Source organism: Caulobacter sp. FV2ye17ST, assembly GCF_058680955.1.
This window is the reverse complement of sequence record NZ_CM178727.1, coordinates 367,093-385,492: the sequence shown is the minus strand read 5'-3', so window position 1 is coordinate 385,492 and position 18,400 is coordinate 367,093. Positions and strand designations below refer to the sequence as shown.

Here is an 18,400-nt window from a genome sequence, read left to right as displayed (position 1 = left end):
GGCGGTGGGGGACCCGCGCCCCGTAGCGAACAGTCCTTTGCTCTGCCATGATCAGAATATGGCTTCGTCAACATTGAGCATCAGGCCCGCATTGCGTGAAGACATCGCAACGCTTCTGGATTTGTATCAGCATCTTACGCCGGGCGATGAGAGGCCTAGCCTCGACCACGCTGCGGAGGTCCTCGAACGCTTCATGTCCTACTATGGAAGCGCGATCTTTCTTGGCGAGGCGGATGGACGGCTAGTTTCGTCTTGTACCCTTGTCGTCATTCCAAATCTTACGCGCGCGGCACGCCCCTATGGCCTGGTGGAAAATGTTGTCACCCATAGCAACTATAGGCACCAGGGTTTTGGAAAGCAGATGTTGGACGCAGCTTCAGACGCCGCCTGGGTGGCGGGCTGCTACAAGATCATGCTGATGACTGGGTCAAAGAAGCCAGAAACGCAGGCCTTCTATCTCCGCGCAGGCTTCGAACAGTCAAAGACCGGCTTTCAGAAACGGCGCATTCCCATCCGCTTCGAAAACTGAGCACCGGCCGCTTTTTACGATGCTGCCGTAGCCGCAATGTCCACGATTCACCCCGAACGGGCGATCACCATGTCCGCTTCCGGGCGCGGCGGCCGACCTTCGCCAGTGTCGGTGCATCCCCTCATTTCGGGGCGGGAATGACGGTGTTTTATACGAGAGCGGCTTGCCGCCCCTTCGCGCCGAAGGGAGCCAACCCTTCATCTCACGGCGAGACGATCGCCGGTCTGGACAGGTCACTCAAGGCCGACGCTTCGCGTCGCCGCGAAGCGGTCGCCAGAGGCGAGCCTTGACTGACCTGCCCAGACCGGCACGCTGCAGCCTCCAAGAGATGAAGGGCTTGGTGGGACGCGCGAGGCGTCGCAAGGAACCTCAATGACGTTGGTCTATGGCCTTTGCCGCGACGGAGAAGGCGTACTTATCGCTGATACCGCAACCATCATCCCACTGACAAAGCAGTCACAAAACCCTTTCCTCGAACCCGTTTTGAAGGTTCTCACAATCGGGGAAACTGTGCTGGGCTACGCGGGCGACACATCCTTTCTATCTGGACTTCTGGCCGACGCTCCACGTGAATTTCCGGCGTTTATGGAGAGAGTTCTCAAATGCCACCTCTCCTCCCACGGTAGAATCGACTTCATTGCGCTCAAGCGCGACGGCCGAGAAATGAACATCGTCCAGGCTGGAGAAATTAGACAGTGCGCGCGCGGCTACATTGGCTCTCAACCAGCCTTTCAAGCCTTTAGGCAGCGGCTCCCTCAGAACCCACCTGACAATTTTTTCGAAGAGCTAACCGCCGTGCGGGACGCTTTCCGAGAGGTCGTTCGAGCCCCTACAGACGGGGTAGCGGGTTTACCGATCTCTTGCACTGTCGGCGGCGCAGCGGTGGGGTACGAGACATCCATTTCACATGTCTGGAGTTGGAAAGAAGTCCGATCACTCACCGTCGAGGAAGAAGGGTGGCAAAGCGTTCCACTGATCGACCAATATGGCGGACAGTTCACAGCCATACTCACGGGGTTAGGGCACGATGGCGTCTGCCTTGGATACCCCCAGATAGGCGTAGGCTTTCTATTTTCCGCAAGTGACCCTGAACCCCTCGTGAAGATGCGGGTTCCCGAGGTCAGCTATCGGAACCTGGGTCGATATGATCTTGGCATTATGGCCGCGGCTCTCGACGCTAGTGCTATTCAGATCGGCCTTCCTGACAGCTACGACGTAGCCCGAACTTTGGCGATTTTCCTTCGGGAAGAAGCGCAATCAGGCCTTCGAGCGGGCTGACGAAAAAAGGGCGGAGCCTTTCGACCCCGCCCCTCCAAACCCGTCTAACTCAGCAGGTAACCCCTACTCCGCCGCCACCTTCGGCGCGTAGCCGAGGATCGCCTTGGTCTCGAGGAACTCGCCGAACGCGTGGTCGCCCCATTCGCGGCCGTTGCCGCTCATCTTGTAGCCGCCGAACGGGGCCATCATGTCGGGGCTGGCGCCGTTGAGGTTCACCTGGCCGGCGCGGAGGCGCGAGGCCACCTTGCGGACGTTGTCCTGGTCGCCGCCCGAGATATAGGCCGCCAGGCCATATTCGGTGTCGTTGCCGACCTTCACGGCTTCATCGACCGTGTCGTAGCCGAGGATGGCGACGACCGGGCCGAAGATCTCTTCCTTGGCGATGGTCATCTCGTTGGTGACATTGGCGAAGACGGTGGGCTTGACGTAATAGCCCTTGTCCAGGCCCTCGGGACGGCCGACGCCGCCGCTGACCAGGGTGGCGCCTTCGTCGATGCCCTTCTGGATCAGGCCCTGGATCTTGTTCCACTGCACGTCGGAGACGACGGGGCCCATCTTGGAATTGCCGTTGGGGTCGCCCACCGTATGGGACTCGGCGGCGGCGCGGGCGATGGCGATGACCTCGTCCATCTTCTTGCCCGGCACCAGCATGCGGGTGGGGGCGTTGCACGACTGGCCCGAGTTCATCATCACCGAGGCGATGCCGCCGGTGACGGCGCGCTGGAAGTCGGCGTCTTCGAGGATGATGTTGGGGCTCTTGCCGCCCAGCTCCTGGTGCACGCGCTTGACGGTCGGGGCGGCGTTCTTGGCCACCTCGATGCCGGCCCGGGTCGAGCCGGTGAACGACACCATGTCGACTTCAGGATGGCTGGACAGGGCCGCGCCGACCGTGGGGCCGTCGCCATTGACCAGGTTGAACACGCCGTGCGGCACGCCGGCGGCGTGCAGGATCTCGGTCCAGATATAGCCGCTGAACGGCGCGATTTCCGACGGCTTGAGCACCATGGTGCAGCCGGTGGCCAGGGCGGGCGCGACCTTGCAGGCGATCTGGTTGACCGGCCAGTTCCACGGCGTGATGAACGCGCAGACGCCGATCGGCTCCTTGACGATGCGGGTGGTGCCGCGATCTTCCTCGAACTTGTAGTCCTTCAGAACGGCGATGGCGGTCTGAACGTGGCCGATGCCCATGGCGGCCTGGGCGCGCTGGGCCAGCCAGGCGGGGGCGCCCATCTCTTCGGTGATGGCCTTGGCCATGTCCTCGAAGCGCTTCATGTATTCGGCGACGATGCGTTCCAGCAGGTCGACGCGCTCTTCGCGGCTGGTCAGGCTGAAGGTCTCGAACGCCCGGCGGGCGGCCATGACCGCCTTGTCGACGTCGGCGACGCCGCCCATCGAGATCTTGCCGCAGACCTCTTCATTGGCCGGGTTGATCACGTCCAGCGTCTTGCCATTGCCTTGGGGGGGCGCGACCGGATCGACCCAGGCCCCGTCGATATAGAACTTGGTGTAGTCGCGCATGCCGTGCTCCTGCCCTTGATGCGATTGTGGTCCGCTCTGACGTGGTGTGCGGCGGGCCTTGTTCAAACAACCATTTTAATGATCGGCGTTCATGTGGGAAGCCCTCACCACATCACATCGCTGTCGACGCCGTCCAGAGCTTCGCTGATCCGGCGTCGCGTGCCGGGGCTGATGTCGTTTGGCAGGGCGTCGGGGGCGAACCAGTCGACGGCGTGGATCTCGCCCTGGGCCGAGGCGTCGCAGGGCTCCCAGGCGTCGACGCGATAGACCAGCACGTGGTCGCCGGGGTGGCGCGGCTCGTTGGAATGGGCCGACAGCAGCACCGGCCGGCCCAGCACGCGGATGCCGGCCTCTTCCTGCAGTTCGCGGCAGAGCGCCAGCTGCGCCGTCTCGCCCCGCTCGACCCCGCCGCCGGGCAGGTACCAGCCGGGGATATAGGTGTGCTGGATCAGCAGCACCCTGCCTTCGCCGTCGGTGACCAGCCCGCGCACCCCCAGCGTCAGGCCGCGTTTCCAGCGGAACCAAGCATAGACCAGGGGGCGGGTGAACGGTTCGATGCGACGGCGCCAGAGCATGGCGGGCAGGATAGCCGTCCTTGGTCTTGCGGTCAGGCCCTCGCCTCGCTAAAGCCGCAGGACCCTTGGTCTTCAACGGAGCCGCGTCATGATCGCGATCCTCGTCATCGCCGGTTTTCTCGGCGTCTTCTTTGCCCTGAACATGATCGAGTTCGGCCGTCCCGACTAAGCCAGCCATGAGCTCGCGCGGCGCCGCCCTGGTCACCGGCGCGGGGCGTCGGATCGGCCAGGCCCTGGCGCTGGAAGCCGCGCGCGCCGGCTATGACGTGGCCGTGCATCATCGCGGCTCGCCGGACGAAGCGCAGGACACCGTGGCCGCCGTCCTGGCCCTGGGCCGCCGGGCCATCGCGGTCGCGGCCGAGCTGTCGGACGAGGCCCAGGTCGCGGGCCTGATCGCGCAGGCCGCGCCTCTGGGTCCGCTGACCCTGCTGGTCAACAGCGCCTCCAGCTTTCAGGACGACCGGGTCGGATCCTTGGACCGCGCCCTGTGGGACAGCCACATCGAGACCAATCTGCGCGCGCCGATCGTGCTGGCGGAAGCCTTCGCGGCCGCCCTGCCGGACGACGCCGAGGGGTTGATCGTCAATATCGTCGACCAGCGCGTCTGGCGGCCCAATCCGCAGTTCTTCAGCTACAGCCTCAGCAAGGCGGGCCTGTGGTGGGCGACCCAGACCATGGCCCAGGCCCTGGCCCCGCGCATCCGCGTCAATGCGATAGGGCCTGGCCCGACCCTGCCCAATGTCCATCAGGCCCCTGGCGAGTTCGAGGCCGAGGCCGCCGGCACCCTGTTGCAGCGCCGCGCCACCCCCGACGACGTCACCGCCGCCCTGCGCTATCTGATTGACGCAAGGGCGGTCACGGGCCAGATGATCGCCGTGGACGCCGGGCAGCATCTAGCCTGGCGCACGCCCGACATCGTCGCACCCTAAGAAAGGGCGCCGCTTGGCCGCCTCTCCCCTCGCCGAAAACACCGCCGATTCGGCTCCGGTCGCCCGCGTGATCGTGACCAAGGTCTTCGTCCGCGCGCTCAAGGTGGAAGCCTGGATCGGGGTCTATGACCACGAGCACGGCCGCCGCCAGCCGCTGGTCATCGATGTCGAGCTGGACGTGGCCGCCAGCCACTGCGAGCGCCTGGGCGACACCGTCAATTACGAGACCATCGGAGAGGCCGCCCGGTCGATCGCCGACGAGGGCCATATCGATCTGGTCGAGACCTTCGCCGAGCGCCTGGCCCAGGCCTGCTTCGCCGACAGCCGCGTCACCCGCGCGCGGGTGCGGGTCGAAAAGCCCCTGGCCCTGGCCCCGCACGCCGCCGCCGCCGGCGTGGAAATCACCGCCGTCCGCGCCTGACATGTCCCACACCCACAGCGCCCGCCTCGCGCCGTTCCAGCCTGAAACGGTCTGGACGCTGAAGGACGGGACGCTGGTCGAGACGCGCGGCGTTCGCGTGCGCGGCTTTCCCCTGAGCGCCCTGACCCGCTTTCGCCTGGCGGCCGCGCCCAAGGGCGGCCATCGCCGGGTGCTGCAGCTGAGCTTTGGCCGCGCCAAGATGGTCATCATCGCCCAGAGCTATGCCGGCCCCGGCCATGTCGAGGACCGGCTGGAAAGCTTCTCGGCCTTCGTGCGCGCCCTGTCGCGCCAGGCCGCCGACGCCGCCCCCGCCGCCCGCTTCGACCTGGCCCGCATCGAGGCCCGGCCGGCCCTGACCTGGGTCGCCGGCTTCCTGGCCATCGGCGTCGTCGCCCTGCTGGTCTCGTCGCTCAGCGCCGGCATGGCCGGGGTCGGGATCGACATGGCCGCGCGCATGAGCTTCGTGCTGATCCTGCTGCTGGCCGCCCTGCCCTGGCTGTCGCGCGGTGACGGCTTCGATCCGAGGGATCCGCCGCGCGACCTGCTGCCCTAGGGCTTCATTCGACCGTGGACGGATCGAAAGCGCGCCCGTCGCATACCCAAAACGGGGACAGAACCCGGCCGATCGCGCCCCTGCGACAAAATGCCCGACTCAAGACCGAGGCGCCGGAAACAGCGATTTCAGATCAAGCCTGAACCTACTCTGCTTCCGGTTTCGCAATCAAAATACACCCGGACTTATAGATCGGCCAAATCTGAATCATCCCAGATACCACTCCGGCGCTTAATACGTATTTATCAATGTCTGATATCGATGAATACATTCAAATAATGATAATTGTAATCTATTCATGAAAATCTACATCTACTGAATTGTTATGGATGGAATATGGCGAACGCCGATATCCCATCTTCGATTACCTTTCCTTCACCGTTCCCCGCCCACTTCGCGAAAAGTGAAAGCCCGAAAAATCCGGGCAGGGGATCAATAGAATGTTGAAGAAGACCAAGTCCGGCGCTCTGGCGCTGTGCGCCATGGCGCTTGTCGCCGCGCCGATCAGCGCTCACGCCGACGCCGCCAAGGACCTGCAGGTCGCGGGCCGGGCGCTCACCTTCCTCGAAAACGGCCCGACCGGCAAAGCCACGCTGGGCGTCGTCTTCGACCCGTCCAAGCCGGCCTCCGTCGCCGAAAAGAACGCCGTCATGGCCGCCATCGGCGCGGGCCTCAGCGCCGGCGCCCTGACCCTGGTCGGCAAGCCTGTCGAAGCCGACGACGTCGCCGGCGTGTCGGGCGTCGCGGCCCTCTACATCACCACTGGCGTCAACGCCGGCCCGGTCGGCGCCGCCGCCAAGGGCAAGAAGATCATCACCATCGGTTCGGACATGTCCTGCGTCACCAGCGGCGCCTGCGTCATGAGCGTCTCGGCCGACCCCAAGGTGGAAATCGTGGTCAGCCGCGCGGCGGCCGCCGCGGTCGGCGCGGTCTTCAAGGCCGCCTTCCGCATGATGATCCGCGAAGTCTGACCCCAGCGAACGAACGAGACAAAACCATGAAAACGACTCTCTTCGCCGGCGCTTCGGTCGGCCTGATCATCCTGGCTTCGGCCACTGCCGCTTCCGCCCAGTCGATCGACTACGGCGCCATGGAGCAGCTGTTCAACGAACCCGTCACCACCAGCGCCACCGGTTCGCCCCAGCGCTCGACCGAAGCGCCGGTCGCGATGGAGATCATCTCCGCCGCCGACATCAAGCGCTCGGGCGCGACCGACCTGCCCACCATCCTCAGCCGCGTCGCCGGCCTCGACGTTCTGAACGCCGGCGCCGCCGGTTCGGACATCAGCGTGCGCGGCTATGACAAGGCGATGTCGCCGCGCCTGCTGGTTCTGATCAACGGCCGCCAGGTCTATCTCGACCACTACGGTTACACCGCCTGGGCGACCCTGCCGGTGCAGCTGGAAGAGATCCGCCAGATCGAGGTGGTCAAGGGCCCCAACAGCGCTCTGTTCGGCTTCAACGCCGTGTCGGGCGTCGTCAACATCATCACCTTCAACCCCAAGTTCGACAATGTCGGCTCGGTCACCGTCCGCGCGGGCGTCGGCGGTCACGCCGAGGTCTCCGCCGTCAAGACCGTGAAGCTGGGCGAGCGGTTCTCGGCCCGCCTGTCGGCCGGCGCCGTCCAGATGGACGAGTGGAAGAACACTGCCGGGATCGCCCAAAACCTGCTGACCGATCCGGCCCGGGTTTCCGCCAATCTCGACACCGTGACCCAGCTGAACGACAAGACCGAGCTGCGTGTCGAGGGCTCGTGGTCCAACGTCCAGATCAGCGAAATCGTCTCCAGCAACAGCTATTCGCCGACCAAATACGTGACCAGCTCGGTGAAGGGCGCCCTGGCGTCTGAAACCCGGTTCGGCACGCTGGAACTGTCGGCCTATCGCAACATGCTGTCGGCCAAGCACCTGATCGTCGGCCAGGCGACCAAGTTCGACAACGAGATCACCGTGATCAGCGCCCAGGACCTGTTCAAGGTCGGCGCCAAGCACACCTTCCGCGTCGGCGCGGAATATCGCCACAACGAGGTCAACACTGCGCCGCTCGCTGGCGGCCAGCTGTCCTATGACGTCTATGCGGCGTCGGGCATGTGGACCTGGGCGATCACCGACAAGCTGTCGACGACGGCGGCCGTGCGCTTCGACCGGCTGGAACTGGAGCGTTCGGGCACGTTCCCGGCCGGCTACCCGCTGGTGAGCAACGCCTACTGGGACCGTGCGATCGAAGAGACCAGCTACAATCTGGGCCTGGTCTATCGTCCGACCGGCTTTGACTCGATCCGCGCCACCGTCGCCAAGGGTGTCCAGGTTCCGACCCTGGTCGATCTCGGCGCCGTGCAACTGAAGGTCGTCCAGGGCCCGTTCACGATCGGCGTCATCGGCAACCCGACCCTGCGGCCGTCGATCGTCACCAACTACGAGATCGGCTACGACCGCGCCCTGCCGTCGCTGAACGCCAAGATCGGCGCTTCGGTGTTCGTGCAGAAGACCGAGGACGTGAAGGGCCAGCCGTCGACGACGCAACTGGACATCGCGCCCACCGCCGTCAGCCTGCCGATCATCAGCTATGTCAACATCGGCGATTCCGAGATGAAGGGCGTCGAACTGAAGGCCTCGGGCAATGTCGAAGGCGGCTATCACTGGAGCGCCGACTACACCTGGACCGACGTCGACGATAAGCCCCTGGCCCGCTACTCGCCGGTGGGCCGCATCGCGGCCTACGAGCGCACCACCCCGGCCTATCGCGGCAACGTCGCCCTGGGTTGGGCGGACGCCAAGTGGGCCGCTGACGGCTATGTCCGCTATGTCGGCGGCTTCGACGCCTACAACGCGGCCTCGGCCCTGGTCCCGGTCGAGGGCTACGCCTCGGTTGGCGGCCGCGTGGCCTACCAGTTCGAGCAGGGCTTCACCCTGGCGCTCAGCGGTCAGAACCTGATCGAGAAGAGCCAGCGTCAGACGGCCGGCCTCGAAGCCGAACGCCGCGCCTACCTGACCCTGACCAAGAGCTGGTAAGCGTCATCTAGCGCTGAAGCGCGAGGGGCCCCGCCGCAAGGCGGGGCCCCTTTTGCATGCGCCCGGGTTACGGGACCTTCATTTGCATCGATCGCCGATAAGGACGATCCTTGGGACACCATCGTTTTCCAAGGTTCAACGTCACCGTGACCGATCTCGACCCCGCCGTCCCGCCGGCCCTGCAGGATGACAAGACCCTGCCGATCGTCGTCTACGCCCTCACCCTGGCGGGACTGATCACCGGGGGCGTCACCTCGGTGATCGCCGTGATCCTGGCCTATGTCAGCCGCAAGGGCGCGCCCGACTGGCTGCAGAGCCACTACACCTTCGCCATCCGCACCTTCTGGCTGTCGCTGCTGTTCGGCATCATCGGCGGGGCGCTGACGGTGATCGGGATCGGCATCTTCCTGCTGGCCGCCCTGGGCGTGTGGATCGCCGTGCGCAGCATCATCGGCCTGTCCTTCCTGCTGAAGGGCCAGGCCTACCCCACCCCCACCAACTGGATGCTCTGAGCCATGACCGACGTCTCCGCTCCCGCCCAACCGCCGACAGTCCGCGCCGAAGAGGACAAGGTCCTGCCGGCCGTCGTCTACGGCCTGTACGTGCTGGGCTTCGCCAGCTGCGCGGCCACCACCATCGTCGGCCTGATCGTGGCCTACGCCAACCGTTCGACGGCGGGACCGATCAACGCGAGCCACTACACCTTCGCCATCCGCAGTTTCTGGCTGACCATCGGCTGGTTCCTGATCGGCCTGGTGCTGTTCATCCTGGGCCTGCCGCTGTCGATCCTGCTGGTCGGCATCCCGGTGGTGGCCGCCGGCGCCATGATCATGGGCCTGGTCGGCGTGTGGTTCGCGGTCCGCTGCGGCGTCGGGATCTATTACCTGGCGCGCGGCGAATCCTATCCAAGACCCCGGACATGGCTGATTTAGAGGCGCCTTTCGCGGCCGGCGCCCTTGGGAGCGTCGTCTTTCGGCACGCACTTCCCCTGCCAGTTGAGACGGCTCGACGGCGGGGGCGCTGTCGGCTGACCTGTCGCTCCTGGCGAATGGACGTCTTGGAGGGGGCGGCATGCTGGCTCGCATCGTAGGGATCATCTTGGGGACGATCCTGGCGACGTCGGGATACGTGGTCGCGGGCTGGGGGCAGCTGGGAAGCTGGGCCGCGAACCTGGATCTTGGACCGTTTGAGCCGCATCGACCATTAGCCGGCGCGGCGGCGGCGATACTCGGGGGAGTACTCGTCGTCGCCGCCCTGACCCCTCGGCCAAAGCCCAAGCCGCGCAGAAAGGGGCCTGTCGCCCTCGATCTCGAAAGTGGTCTGGAAGCCGCGCCCGTCGTCGCGCCGGCCCAGGACTTCGCGCCCATCGCCACGCCAGTGCTCGATGTCGCGCGTGCGCCGGAGCCGGCGCCCGCCGCCGCGCCCCGTCCGGCCCCGGTGGCCCAGCCGGCCAGGCCCGCGCCGACCACCGGCGACTCCTTCGCCCAGATGCGCGAGCGCATGGTCGCCCTGACCCGGGCCGAATCCTGGTCCGAAGCGGCCCGGATGCTGATCGCCATGAAGGCCGCCGCCCGCGGCGACCGCGAACTGGCCACCGTCTATCGCGACCTGGGCGACTTCGCCCGCGGCCAGGGCCAGATGGACGACGCCGCCGAGGCCTATGACACCGCCGTCTCTCATGCCCGCGACGCCCTGCGCGCCGCGCCCAGCGACCTGAACGCCATGGAGCTGCTGGCCGGGACCCTGGCCGGGGTAGGCGATGTGGCCGAGACCGAGGGCCGCCTGGACGACGCCCTGTCGGCCTTCGAGGAATCCCTGGCCCTGCGCCGGTCCAGCGGCGGCCGCGAGGCCCAGGACCCGCATGCCCAGCGCGCGCTGTCGGTATCGCTGGAGCGCCTGGCCGACCTGCGCGAGGATCGCGGCCACCGCATGCGGGCGCTGGACCTGTATCGCGAGAGCTATGACGTCGCCGCGCGCCTGGCCGCCGCCGATCCGGCGCGGTTCGGCTCGGACCTGGCCCTGACCCGCCAGCGGCTGGCCGAGCTGGAAGCCAAGGTCTCGACCTGACCTCGCCTTTTCCCGCTTGAGAAACCCATAGCGCCGGGAAACGCCCGATGACCGGCGAGACGCCCTGGCGGCTGCCGGGCGAACGCCTGTGAGCCGCCGTGGCGCTGAACACGACGCCCAAGCCCAGGCGCGAGAGCTAAAGGCAAGCGTCGGTCAGTGAAACTCAGAAAGCCGATCGCGATGGGCGCCGGCGAACGCTGACCAGATATAGGCATTGCAGGACACGAACAGATCAATCATCTCTCAAATACAATATCTGTTAACTCTCTGATCTGAATGTTCGAAACATGAACTCCGTGTAATGATTACAGAGAAATAAAAACCTTTCGCCCTTGTAACTTGAGATAAACGCACCAGCCCGGCAGACCTCTCTTTGTAAGTTCGAGGGGGAAATCGATGACCAGAACCATTCTGCTGGCCACCACAGCGCTTGTCCTGACCGCCGGCTCGGCCTTCGCGGCCCAGACGGCCGAAACGCCGGCTCCGGCCAGCGCGGTCGCGGACGACGCCAGCCAGCGCGGGGTTCTGGTCTTCCAGCCCGACTTCTTCGCCGCCCAGCGCCCCAACACCGCCCTGGACATGATCAACCGCGTGCCGGGCTTCTCGGTCAATGACGGCTCGGGCGCGCGCGGCTTCGAGGGCGCGGTCGGCAACATCCTGATCAACGGCAACCGCCCGGCCTCCAAGAACGACACCGGCTCCAGCGTGATGTCGCGCACCCCCGCCAACCAGGTCGAGCGCATCGAGCTGATCCGTGGCGGCGCGGCCGGCGTCGACATGCAGGGCTATTCGGTGATCGTGAACGTGATCCTGAAGACCACCGCCAGCCGCCAGTCGATCCTGACGATGAACGCCATGCTGTTCGACGGCGGCCACGACGTCTTTGGCGGCTCCTACCAGTTCACCGCCCGCGATGGCGACCGTAGCTGGGGCGTGACCTTGTCGGACGGCATGGGCACCAGCGACTCCAACGGCCCGGGCCGCACGATCCGCCGCGACGGCGCCGGCGCGGTGACCCGCGATGAATTCTACCAGAACGACGGTTGGGGCGGCGGCCACGGAATCCGGGGTAACTTCAACGGCCCCTTCGCCGGCGGCAAGCTGGACGCCACCGCCCGCTACGGCGACGGCGACTGGAACGAATGGAGCCGTCAGCGTTCGGGCGCGGCGCAGCGCGACAGCGACTTCGCCAACAAGGAAAAGGACGGCGAACTCGGCCTGACCTACAGCCGCCCGCTCGCGCCGCGCTGGTCGCTGGAGACCCGGGCGATGCACGAGTTCGAGACCTTTGACGACGTGTCGACCAGCAACGAAATCCTGGGCGGCGTCGCCCGGCCTGAACAGCGGTTCAGCGCCGAAGGCGAGTCCTCCGAATCCATTTTCCGCGCCCTGGTGCGCAACGAGCGCTCGGCGTCCCTGACCCTCGAGGCCGGTGGCGAGATCGCCTACAACATGCTGGAGGTCACCCAGGCCTTCACCCAGGGCGGCGTGGCCGTGCCCCTGCCCTCGGCCTCGGTCAAGGTGGAGGAAACACGCGGCGAGGCCTTCTCGAAGGCCACCTGGCGGGTGAACCCCAAGCTGAGCCTGGAAGGCGGCCTGCGGCTGGAAACCTCGACCATCAAGCAGTCGGGCGACGCCGATCAGGAAAAGAGCTTCTTCTTCGCCAAGCCGCGCCTGCTGGCCACCTGGACGCCCGCCGACAAGAACCAGGTCCGCTTCCGCTTCGAGCGCGAACTGGGTCAGCTGGACTTCGGCGACTTCGCCGCCTCGGCCGAGCTGGACGACGAGACCGTCTATGGCGGCAATGTCGATCTGGAGCCGGAACAGCGCTGGATCGCCGAACTGACCTATGAGCGCCGGTTCTGGGGCGAGGGCATCGTCTCGATCGGCTATCGCCACGACGAGATCATCGGCGTCATCGACCGCCTGCCCCTGCCGGGCGGCCTGTCGGCGACCGGCAATATCGGCGACGGCACGCTGGACAAGCTGTCGGTCAACATCGTCGTGCCGGTCGACAGGCTGGGCATCCCGGGCGGACGCTTCACCTTCAAGAACGACTGGAACGAGACCCACGTCACCGATCCGACCACGGGCAAGGACCGGCCGATCTCGCAGGTGCGCCCCACCCAGGCCAATCTGGGCTTCCAGCAGGACCTGGTCCGCTACAAGACCCAATGGGGGATCAACTGGCTGCCTCTGCTGGGCCAGGGCACCTATGATCCGGACCAGACCAGCACCTGGCGCGGCGCCCAGTATTACGAGGCCTTCGTCGAATACAAGCCGACCCCGACCCTGGCGATCCGCGCCCAGCTGAACCTGTGGGACGACTTCACCCAACAGCGCATCGTCTATGCCAACCGCGAGACCCGCGCGGTGGCCTTCATCGAGGACCGCGCCATCGACCCCAACACCTTCGTCTCGCTGCGTCTGCGCAAGACCTTCTGAGGTCGGGCCTCAGGCAAGAGCCTCCACGAGCCGTCCGGGAGCGATCCCGGACGGCTTGGTCGTTCAGGGCCGCGCCGCTGAAACACCGCTCATCGCCCTGTCGCGGCGGGTGATCGAGCACGCAGAACGGCCGCTGCGCCTGTTCTGGGTCGTGCTCGCCTTGCGGGCCTCGTCGATCTCGGCCACCGTGCGCCATAGACCTCCCGACATTCCGACCGACAGACAAGTGGACTTAACGGCGATGATAGCCCCCCTGCAGCAAGGCGCGGCCGATCCCCGGCTCATCCTGCGCGAGGAGGAGCTGGACAGCGGCCTGGAGCTGATCCTGCTGGCCGAGGCGGCCCTATGGGCGGCGGTCGATGCGGCGCTGGAAGCCGAGACGCTTGGCCTGGGCCGGTCGCACTGGCGCGCCGCCTTCCTGCTGCGCCGCCGGCCGGGCATCGGCGTGCAGGACCTGTCGAAACTGACCAGTCTTTCCAAACAGGCCGCCAGCCGCACCCTGGCCGACCTGACCAAGGCCGGGCTGGTCGAGCGCGGATCGGGCGACCTGGACGGCCGCCGCAAGCCCGCCGTGCTGACGCCCGAGGGCGTGGCCTTCGAGGCCCGCACCGCCGATCGCCTCCGCACCCTGCTGGCCAAGGCCTATCGCACCGGCGGGCTGGACGGGGTGGCGGGCACGCGCCGCATCCTGGCGGCGCTGGCCGGGCCGAGACAGGGCGTGGGTCCGACGCGTAGAGTGGTGGCATGACGCCCGAGGAACGCCGCGAACGCCACCTGCTGGTCGTCGATGACGACGACCGCATCCGCAAGCTGTTGAAGGAGTTCCTGGTCCGGGCCGGCTTTCGCGTCAGCACCGCCGCCGACGCCGCCGGCGCAGACCGCCTGTGCGGCTCGCTGGACTTTGACCTGATGGTGCTGGACGTGATGATGCCGGGCGAGGACGGCATGGCCTTCACCAGGCGCCTGCGGGCCATGGGCGGCGAGACCGGCAAGACCCCGATCCTGATGCTGACGGCCCGCGACCAGACCCAGGACCGCATCGAAGGCCTGAGCCACGGGGTCGACGACTATCTGGGCAAGCCCTTCGAACCGCAGGAACTGTTGCTGCGCATCGAGGCCATCCTGCGTCGCACCAGCGCCCGTCCCACCGGCCCGCGTGAGCTGTCGCTGGGCCGCTGCGCGTTCGAGCCCGAGCGCGGCGAACTGACCTGCGACGGCCAGCCCGTGCGCCTGACCGAGGCCGAGGTCGCCCTGATGCGCCGCCTGGCCCGCTCGGCCCACGAGCCCGTCGACCGCCTGGAACTGGCCCGCGACACCGCCGACGCCACCGGCCGCGCCATCGACGTCCAGGTCACCCGCCTGCGCCGCAAGATCGAGCCGGATCCGAAGAACCCCCGCTATCTGCAGACGGTTCGGGGCATTGGGTATCGGCTGGCGCCGGATTGATGCGCCTGCGCGCCAAGCTCTACATCCCGCGCCAGATCAAGCGCTGGCTGCCGACCTCCCTGTTCGGGCGCAGCCTGCTGATCATCGTCCTGCCGGTGGCGGTGATGCAGATCGCCGTGACCTGGGCCTTTTTCGACGCCCACTGGCAAACGGTGAACAGCCGGCTGTCGGAGGGCCTGGCCGGCGACGTCGCCTGGGCCGTGGCCGGCTATCAGGATGATCCCAGCCCCGCCGCCGTGGCCAGGCTGGCCGACCGGGCCGAGGAATCGTTGGCCCTCTCCATCGCCTTCCAGAAGGGCAAGAAACTGCCGACCGGGCGGCGTCCCTCGCTGCTGCCGGCGCTGGACCGTTCGCTGCAGGTGGCCCTGGCCGACCGGCTGAACGTGCCCTTCTGGTTCGATACCACCCGCTACACCGCCTATATCGACATCCGCGTGCAGGTGGACGGCGGGGTGCTGCAGATCTACGCCCTGCGCGACCGGGCCTTCGCCACCCAGGGCCATATCTTCATCGTCTGGATGGTGGTGGCGACCCTGCTGCTGACGGCTGTGGCCATCCTGTTCATCCGCAATCAGGTGCGAGCCATCGAGCGTCTGGCCGACGCGGCCGACGCCTTCGGGCGCGGCGGCGATATCGACTTCAAGCCGCACGGCGCCCGCGAGGTGCGCCAGGCGGCCCAGGCCTTCCTGGCCATGAAGGCCCGCATCCAGCGCCATATCGAACAGCGCACCGCCCTGCTGGCCAGTGTCAGCCACGACCTGCGCACGCCCCTGACCCGCCTGAAGCTGGAAATGGCCCTGGCCGAGCCGTGCGAGCGGATGGACGCCATGAAGGGCGATCTGGCCGAGATGGAGCACATGATCGACGAGTACCTGGCCTTTGCCCGCGGCGAGGGCGGCGAGGCGCCCCAGACCGTCGACCTGACCGACCTGATCGGCGGCGTGGTGGCGGCGGCGCTCCGGGCCGGAGCTACGGTCGCGTGTGAGGCGCCGCCCGGACTGACCGTCGAACTGCGCCCCAACGCCTTCCGGCGCGCCCTGGCCAACCTGATCGACAACGCCGCCGCCCATGGCGACCACGTGCGCGTCACCGCCGCCGCGCGGATCATCGGCGGGGTCGAGATCGTCGTCGAGGACGACGGTCCGGGCATTCCCGAGGATCGCTACGAAGAGGCCTTCAAGCCCTTCAACCGCCTGGATGAGTCGCGAAACCAGAACGAGAAGGGCGTCGGCCTGGGCTTGGCCATCGCCCGCGACATGGCGCGCGGGCTGGGCGGCGACCTGGTGCTGGAGCGGTCGGTCATGGGCGGACTGCGGGCGGTGATGCGGTTGCCGGGCTAGCCGCGCGCAAGCCACGCTTGCCGCAAGTCAGTGAGACTGACCAAAGCATCGTCGTAGCCAAACTGGGTTTCGCAGCCAGGACATATCTCCTGATACCAAGCGTCCTGGCCGTTGGCGTAGGGCGGAGCGTCGGGGTCAGCATAGTCACAGACCGGGCACAGAAAGCCTCTGACCCCTTTCGTCACTAGAACCCCGCCCCGATCTTCCCCAGCCGCTCGGCCATCTGCTTCAACCGCTTGTCGAGCTCGGCCATCGTCCGGTTCAGCGCGCCCTCATCGTCGCGCCAGACCTGGACCGTGCGCGCCCAGACCGCCGTCATCGCCGCCAGCCGTACGGGCGTGGCTTCCACGCCGCCGGCCTCGAGGATGGCCCGCGCCGTCTTGGGGAACCGTAGGGCTGACACCACCACGCCCTCGGAGCTGGCGATGGCGATCAGCGCCGCGCGATGCGGCTCCATCGCTTCCAGCCGCGCCATGGCGGCGTCGAACAGGCGGTCGTGCGGCGTGGCCTCGTCGGCGGAAACGGTGCCCAGCGCGGCGCGATCGAAACGCGTCGACAGATGGGCCAGCACCGCGCCCTTGCCCGAGGCCAGGGCGTACAGCTCGGCGAACGGGATCTCGGCCTTCAGGGCGATGTCGCGCAGGGCGATGAAATGCCAGGGCTTGTCGGACGCCAGGGCCAAAGCGGCGGCGGCGGCGCGGTCGAGGATGTCTTCTGCGGCGGTCATGAGGACTCAGATGGCGCTCAAACGCGGCTCTGACAAGGCGGCGCGCGTTGTGCGCGAGCGCCTGCCCTAACCGCCCAGTTCCTTCGACCGCGCGATCGCCGCGTCCAGCGCCCGGGGCAGCAGGTCGCCAAAGCCGCCTTCGCCCATCAGCACCGAGAGCGCCGCCGCCGTGGTGCCGCCGGGCGAGGTGACCTGTTTGCGCAGCTCGGACGGTTCTTCGCCCCCAACCTCCATCAGGGCCGCCGCGCCGATGATTGTGGCGCGGGCCAGTTTCGCCGACGCCGCCGGGTCGAGACCCGCTCCCGCGCCGGCCGCCTCCAGCGCCTCGACGAAGGCGTAGAGATAGGCCGGGGCCGAGCCCGAGACGGCGGTGGCGGCGTGGAGCAGTTCTTCGTCGTCCAGATCCACTACCGTGGCGACCGGCGCGAACAGGGCGTGGGCGACGGCGCGCGCCTGTGTCGTGTCGGCATAGACGCTGGCCGTGCCCCGGCCGATGGCGACGGCCGTGGTCGGCATCACCCGGGCCACGGCGCGACCGCCGAAGGCTTCGGAGATGTCGGCGGCGCGAACGCCGGCGGCGATGGAGACAATCACTGCGTCGGGGGCGAGATGAGGGACCACGTCCCCGATCGCCTCGCGCCAGATCTGCGGCTTGACGGCCAATAGGACGGTCCTGGCGGCGGCCAGGGCGTCCAGCGGCGGATTGACCAGAGCGCCCGCGAAGGCAGCGGCGTCGACGTTGGGATCCCGGACGATCAGGTCGGTGGCGGCGAAGGCTCCGGCTTCGCGCCAGCCCTGGATCAGCGCGCCGCCCATGCGACCGGCGCCGAGGAGGAGGATGGGGGTCATGCGAAACTCCTAGCTGTCATCCCGGACGGCCTGAAAGGCCGATCCGGGACCGCCGGAAGCTCAGCGTCTGTCGCGGTCCCGGCTCTTCAGCCCGCGATGCGGGCTTTCGGCCGGGATGACAAGCTGATTATGCTTGGCCGACGGTCTCGAACATGCAGGCGGCCATGGCCTCGTCCGGGGTCTTGGCGCCCTGCAGCAGGAAGTCGAAAGCCGGATAGAAGCGGTCGGCGGCTTCGACGGCGGCGTCGATCATCGAGGCGGCCTGGGCCATGGTCGGGCGCTCGCCCGAGGGCAGGGCCAGGGCGTGGCGGAACACCACCTCGCCGTCGTCGGTCCAGACCTCGAAATGGCCCAGCCAGACGCGCTGGTTGATCATGGCCAGCAGCTCATAGGCGCTGGCGCGCTTGGTCTTGGGCGCGCGCAGGTCCAGCGACAGGCACAGCTGCAGGCAGTCGGCCTCGGGCCGCCAGGCGAACCACAGCTCGTAGTCCTTCCAGTCGCCGGTCAGGGCGAAGGCCAGGTCGCCGTCTTCGGTGCGGTCAAAGGTCAGGTTTTCGGCCGAAAGCACGTGCTCGACCACTTCGAGGGGATCGAGAGCCATCAGGACGTCGTCGTCTTCCGGTTGGGTGTCCATGGGAATCCTGCGCGTCCCGTGAGCGATGGCGGGCGTGAGACCCCCCATGAATCGCTTACGTCGCGGTGAGTCTAATCTG

General features: G+C 67.1%; 19 protein-coding genes. 14 read left to right on the top strand and 5 right to left on the bottom strand.

Annotation, left to right across the window (positions count from 1 at the left end; all coding sequences use genetic code 11):
- Positions 1–58: 58 nt before the first annotated feature.
- Together ACW17V_RS01890 and ACW17V_RS01885 are read left to right on the top strand one after the other, a co-directional pair.
- The gene (locus tag ACW17V_RS01890) at positions 59–529 is read left to right on the top strand and encodes a GNAT family N-acetyltransferase (RefSeq protein ID WP_492107208.1); all 471 of its coding nucleotides are present in this window, start codon (positions 59–61) and stop codon (positions 527–529) included.
- 372 nt (positions 530–901) lie between these two features.
- Entirely contained in the window at positions 902–1,807 is a 906-nt protein-coding gene (locus ACW17V_RS01885; RefSeq protein ID WP_492107207.1) for a hypothetical protein, read from the top strand.
- A gap of 63 nt (positions 1,808–1,870) precedes the next feature.
- Here the strand turns inward: ACW17V_RS01885 and ACW17V_RS01880 are convergent, their stop codons facing one another.
- Both ACW17V_RS01880 and ACW17V_RS01875 read right to left on the bottom strand, forming a co-directional pair.
- Entirely contained in the window at positions 1,871–3,325 is a 1,455-nt protein-coding gene (locus tag ACW17V_RS01880; RefSeq protein ID WP_492107206.1) for an aldehyde dehydrogenase family protein, read from the bottom strand.
- Positions 3,326–3,429: 104 nt separating this feature from the next.
- A complete protein-coding gene (locus tag ACW17V_RS01875) occupies positions 3,430–3,900 on the bottom strand; it encodes an NUDIX domain-containing protein (protein ID WP_492107205.1) in 471 nt (156 codons plus the stop codon).
- A 176-nt stretch (positions 3,901–4,076) separates the two neighbouring features.
- Between ACW17V_RS01875 and ACW17V_RS01870 the strand changes: the two genes are divergently transcribed.
- The 12 genes from ACW17V_RS01870 (at position 4,077) to ACW17V_RS01815 (ending at position 16,111) form a co-directional block, all read left to right on the top strand.
- A complete protein-coding gene (locus tag ACW17V_RS01870) occupies positions 4,077–4,829 on the top strand; it encodes an SDR family oxidoreductase (protein WP_492107204.1) in 753 nt (250 codons plus the stop codon).
- A gap of 13 nt (positions 4,830–4,842) precedes the next feature.
- Positions 4,843–5,250, top strand: coding sequence for a dihydroneopterin aldolase (folB, locus tag ACW17V_RS01865; RefSeq protein ID WP_492107203.1), 408 nt, complete (start codon positions 4,843–4,845; stop codon positions 5,248–5,250).
- Between the two features lies 1 nt (position 5,251).
- Positions 5,252–5,803 carry a hypothetical protein gene (locus tag ACW17V_RS01860; protein WP_492107202.1) on the top strand — a complete coding sequence of 184 codons (552 nt, stop codon included), beginning with the start codon at positions 5,252–5,254 and terminating at the stop codon, positions 5,801–5,803.
- 440 nt (positions 5,804–6,243) lie between these two features.
- Entirely contained in the window at positions 6,244–6,774 is a 531-nt protein-coding gene (locus ACW17V_RS01855; protein WP_492107201.1) for a hypothetical protein, read from the top strand.
- A gap of 26 nt (positions 6,775–6,800) precedes the next feature.
- Positions 6,801–8,813: a TonB-dependent receptor plug domain-containing protein gene (locus tag ACW17V_RS01850; protein WP_492107200.1), complete on the top strand. Its 2,013-nt coding sequence runs from the start codon at positions 6,801–6,803 to the stop codon at positions 8,811–8,813.
- Between the two features lie 146 nt (positions 8,814–8,959).
- Entirely contained in the window at positions 8,960–9,325 is a 366-nt protein-coding gene (locus ACW17V_RS01845) for a DUF4870 family protein (RefSeq protein ID WP_492107199.1), read from the top strand.
- Between the two features lie 3 nt (positions 9,326–9,328).
- Complete coding sequence (locus ACW17V_RS01840; protein WP_492107198.1) at positions 9,329–9,745, top strand: DUF4870 family protein; 417 nt, start codon at positions 9,329–9,331, stop codon at positions 9,743–9,745.
- Between the two features lie 139 nt (positions 9,746–9,884).
- Positions 9,885–10,880, top strand: coding sequence for a tetratricopeptide repeat protein (locus tag ACW17V_RS01835; protein WP_492107197.1), 996 nt, complete (start codon positions 9,885–9,887; stop codon positions 10,878–10,880).
- A gap of 396 nt (positions 10,881–11,276) precedes the next feature.
- Positions 11,277–13,325 (top strand): TonB-dependent receptor plug domain-containing protein, encoded by a 2,049-nt coding sequence (locus tag ACW17V_RS01830; RefSeq protein WP_492107196.1) that lies wholly within the window; start codon positions 11,277–11,279, stop codon positions 13,323–13,325.
- Positions 13,326–13,566: 241 nt separating this feature from the next.
- Complete coding sequence (locus ACW17V_RS01825; RefSeq protein ID WP_492108721.1) at positions 13,567–14,073, top strand: MarR family winged helix-turn-helix transcriptional regulator; 507 nt, start codon at positions 13,567–13,569, stop codon at positions 14,071–14,073.
- Positions 14,070–14,771, top strand: coding sequence for a response regulator (locus ACW17V_RS01820; RefSeq protein ID WP_492107195.1), 702 nt, complete (start codon positions 14,070–14,072; stop codon positions 14,769–14,771). The genes ACW17V_RS01825 and ACW17V_RS01820 overlap by 4 nt, the downstream gene beginning before the upstream one ends.
- On the top strand, positions 14,771–16,111 hold the full coding sequence (locus ACW17V_RS01815; protein WP_492107194.1) for an ATP-binding protein: 1,341 nt from the start codon (positions 14,771–14,773) through the stop codon (positions 16,109–16,111). The genes ACW17V_RS01820 and ACW17V_RS01815 overlap by 1 nt, the downstream gene beginning before the upstream one ends.
- A gap of 184 nt (positions 16,112–16,295) precedes the next feature.
- Here ACW17V_RS01815 and ACW17V_RS01810 read toward each other — a convergent pair whose 3' ends face one another.
- The 3 genes from ACW17V_RS01810 to ACW17V_RS01800 form a co-directional block, all read right to left on the bottom strand.
- Positions 16,296–16,838 (bottom strand): TetR family transcriptional regulator, encoded by a 543-nt coding sequence (locus tag ACW17V_RS01810; RefSeq protein WP_492107193.1) that lies wholly within the window; start codon positions 16,836–16,838, stop codon positions 16,296–16,298.
- Positions 16,839–16,904: 66 nt separating this feature from the next.
- Entirely contained in the window at positions 16,905–17,687 is a 783-nt protein-coding gene (gene proC, locus ACW17V_RS01805; RefSeq protein WP_492107192.1) for a pyrroline-5-carboxylate reductase, read from the bottom strand.
- Between the two features lie 127 nt (positions 17,688–17,814).
- Positions 17,815–18,321 carry a type III secretion system chaperone family protein gene (locus ACW17V_RS01800; protein WP_492107191.1) on the bottom strand — a complete coding sequence of 169 codons (507 nt, stop codon included), beginning with the start codon at positions 18,319–18,321 and terminating at the stop codon, positions 17,815–17,817.
- Positions 18,322–18,400: the final 79 nt, after the last annotated feature.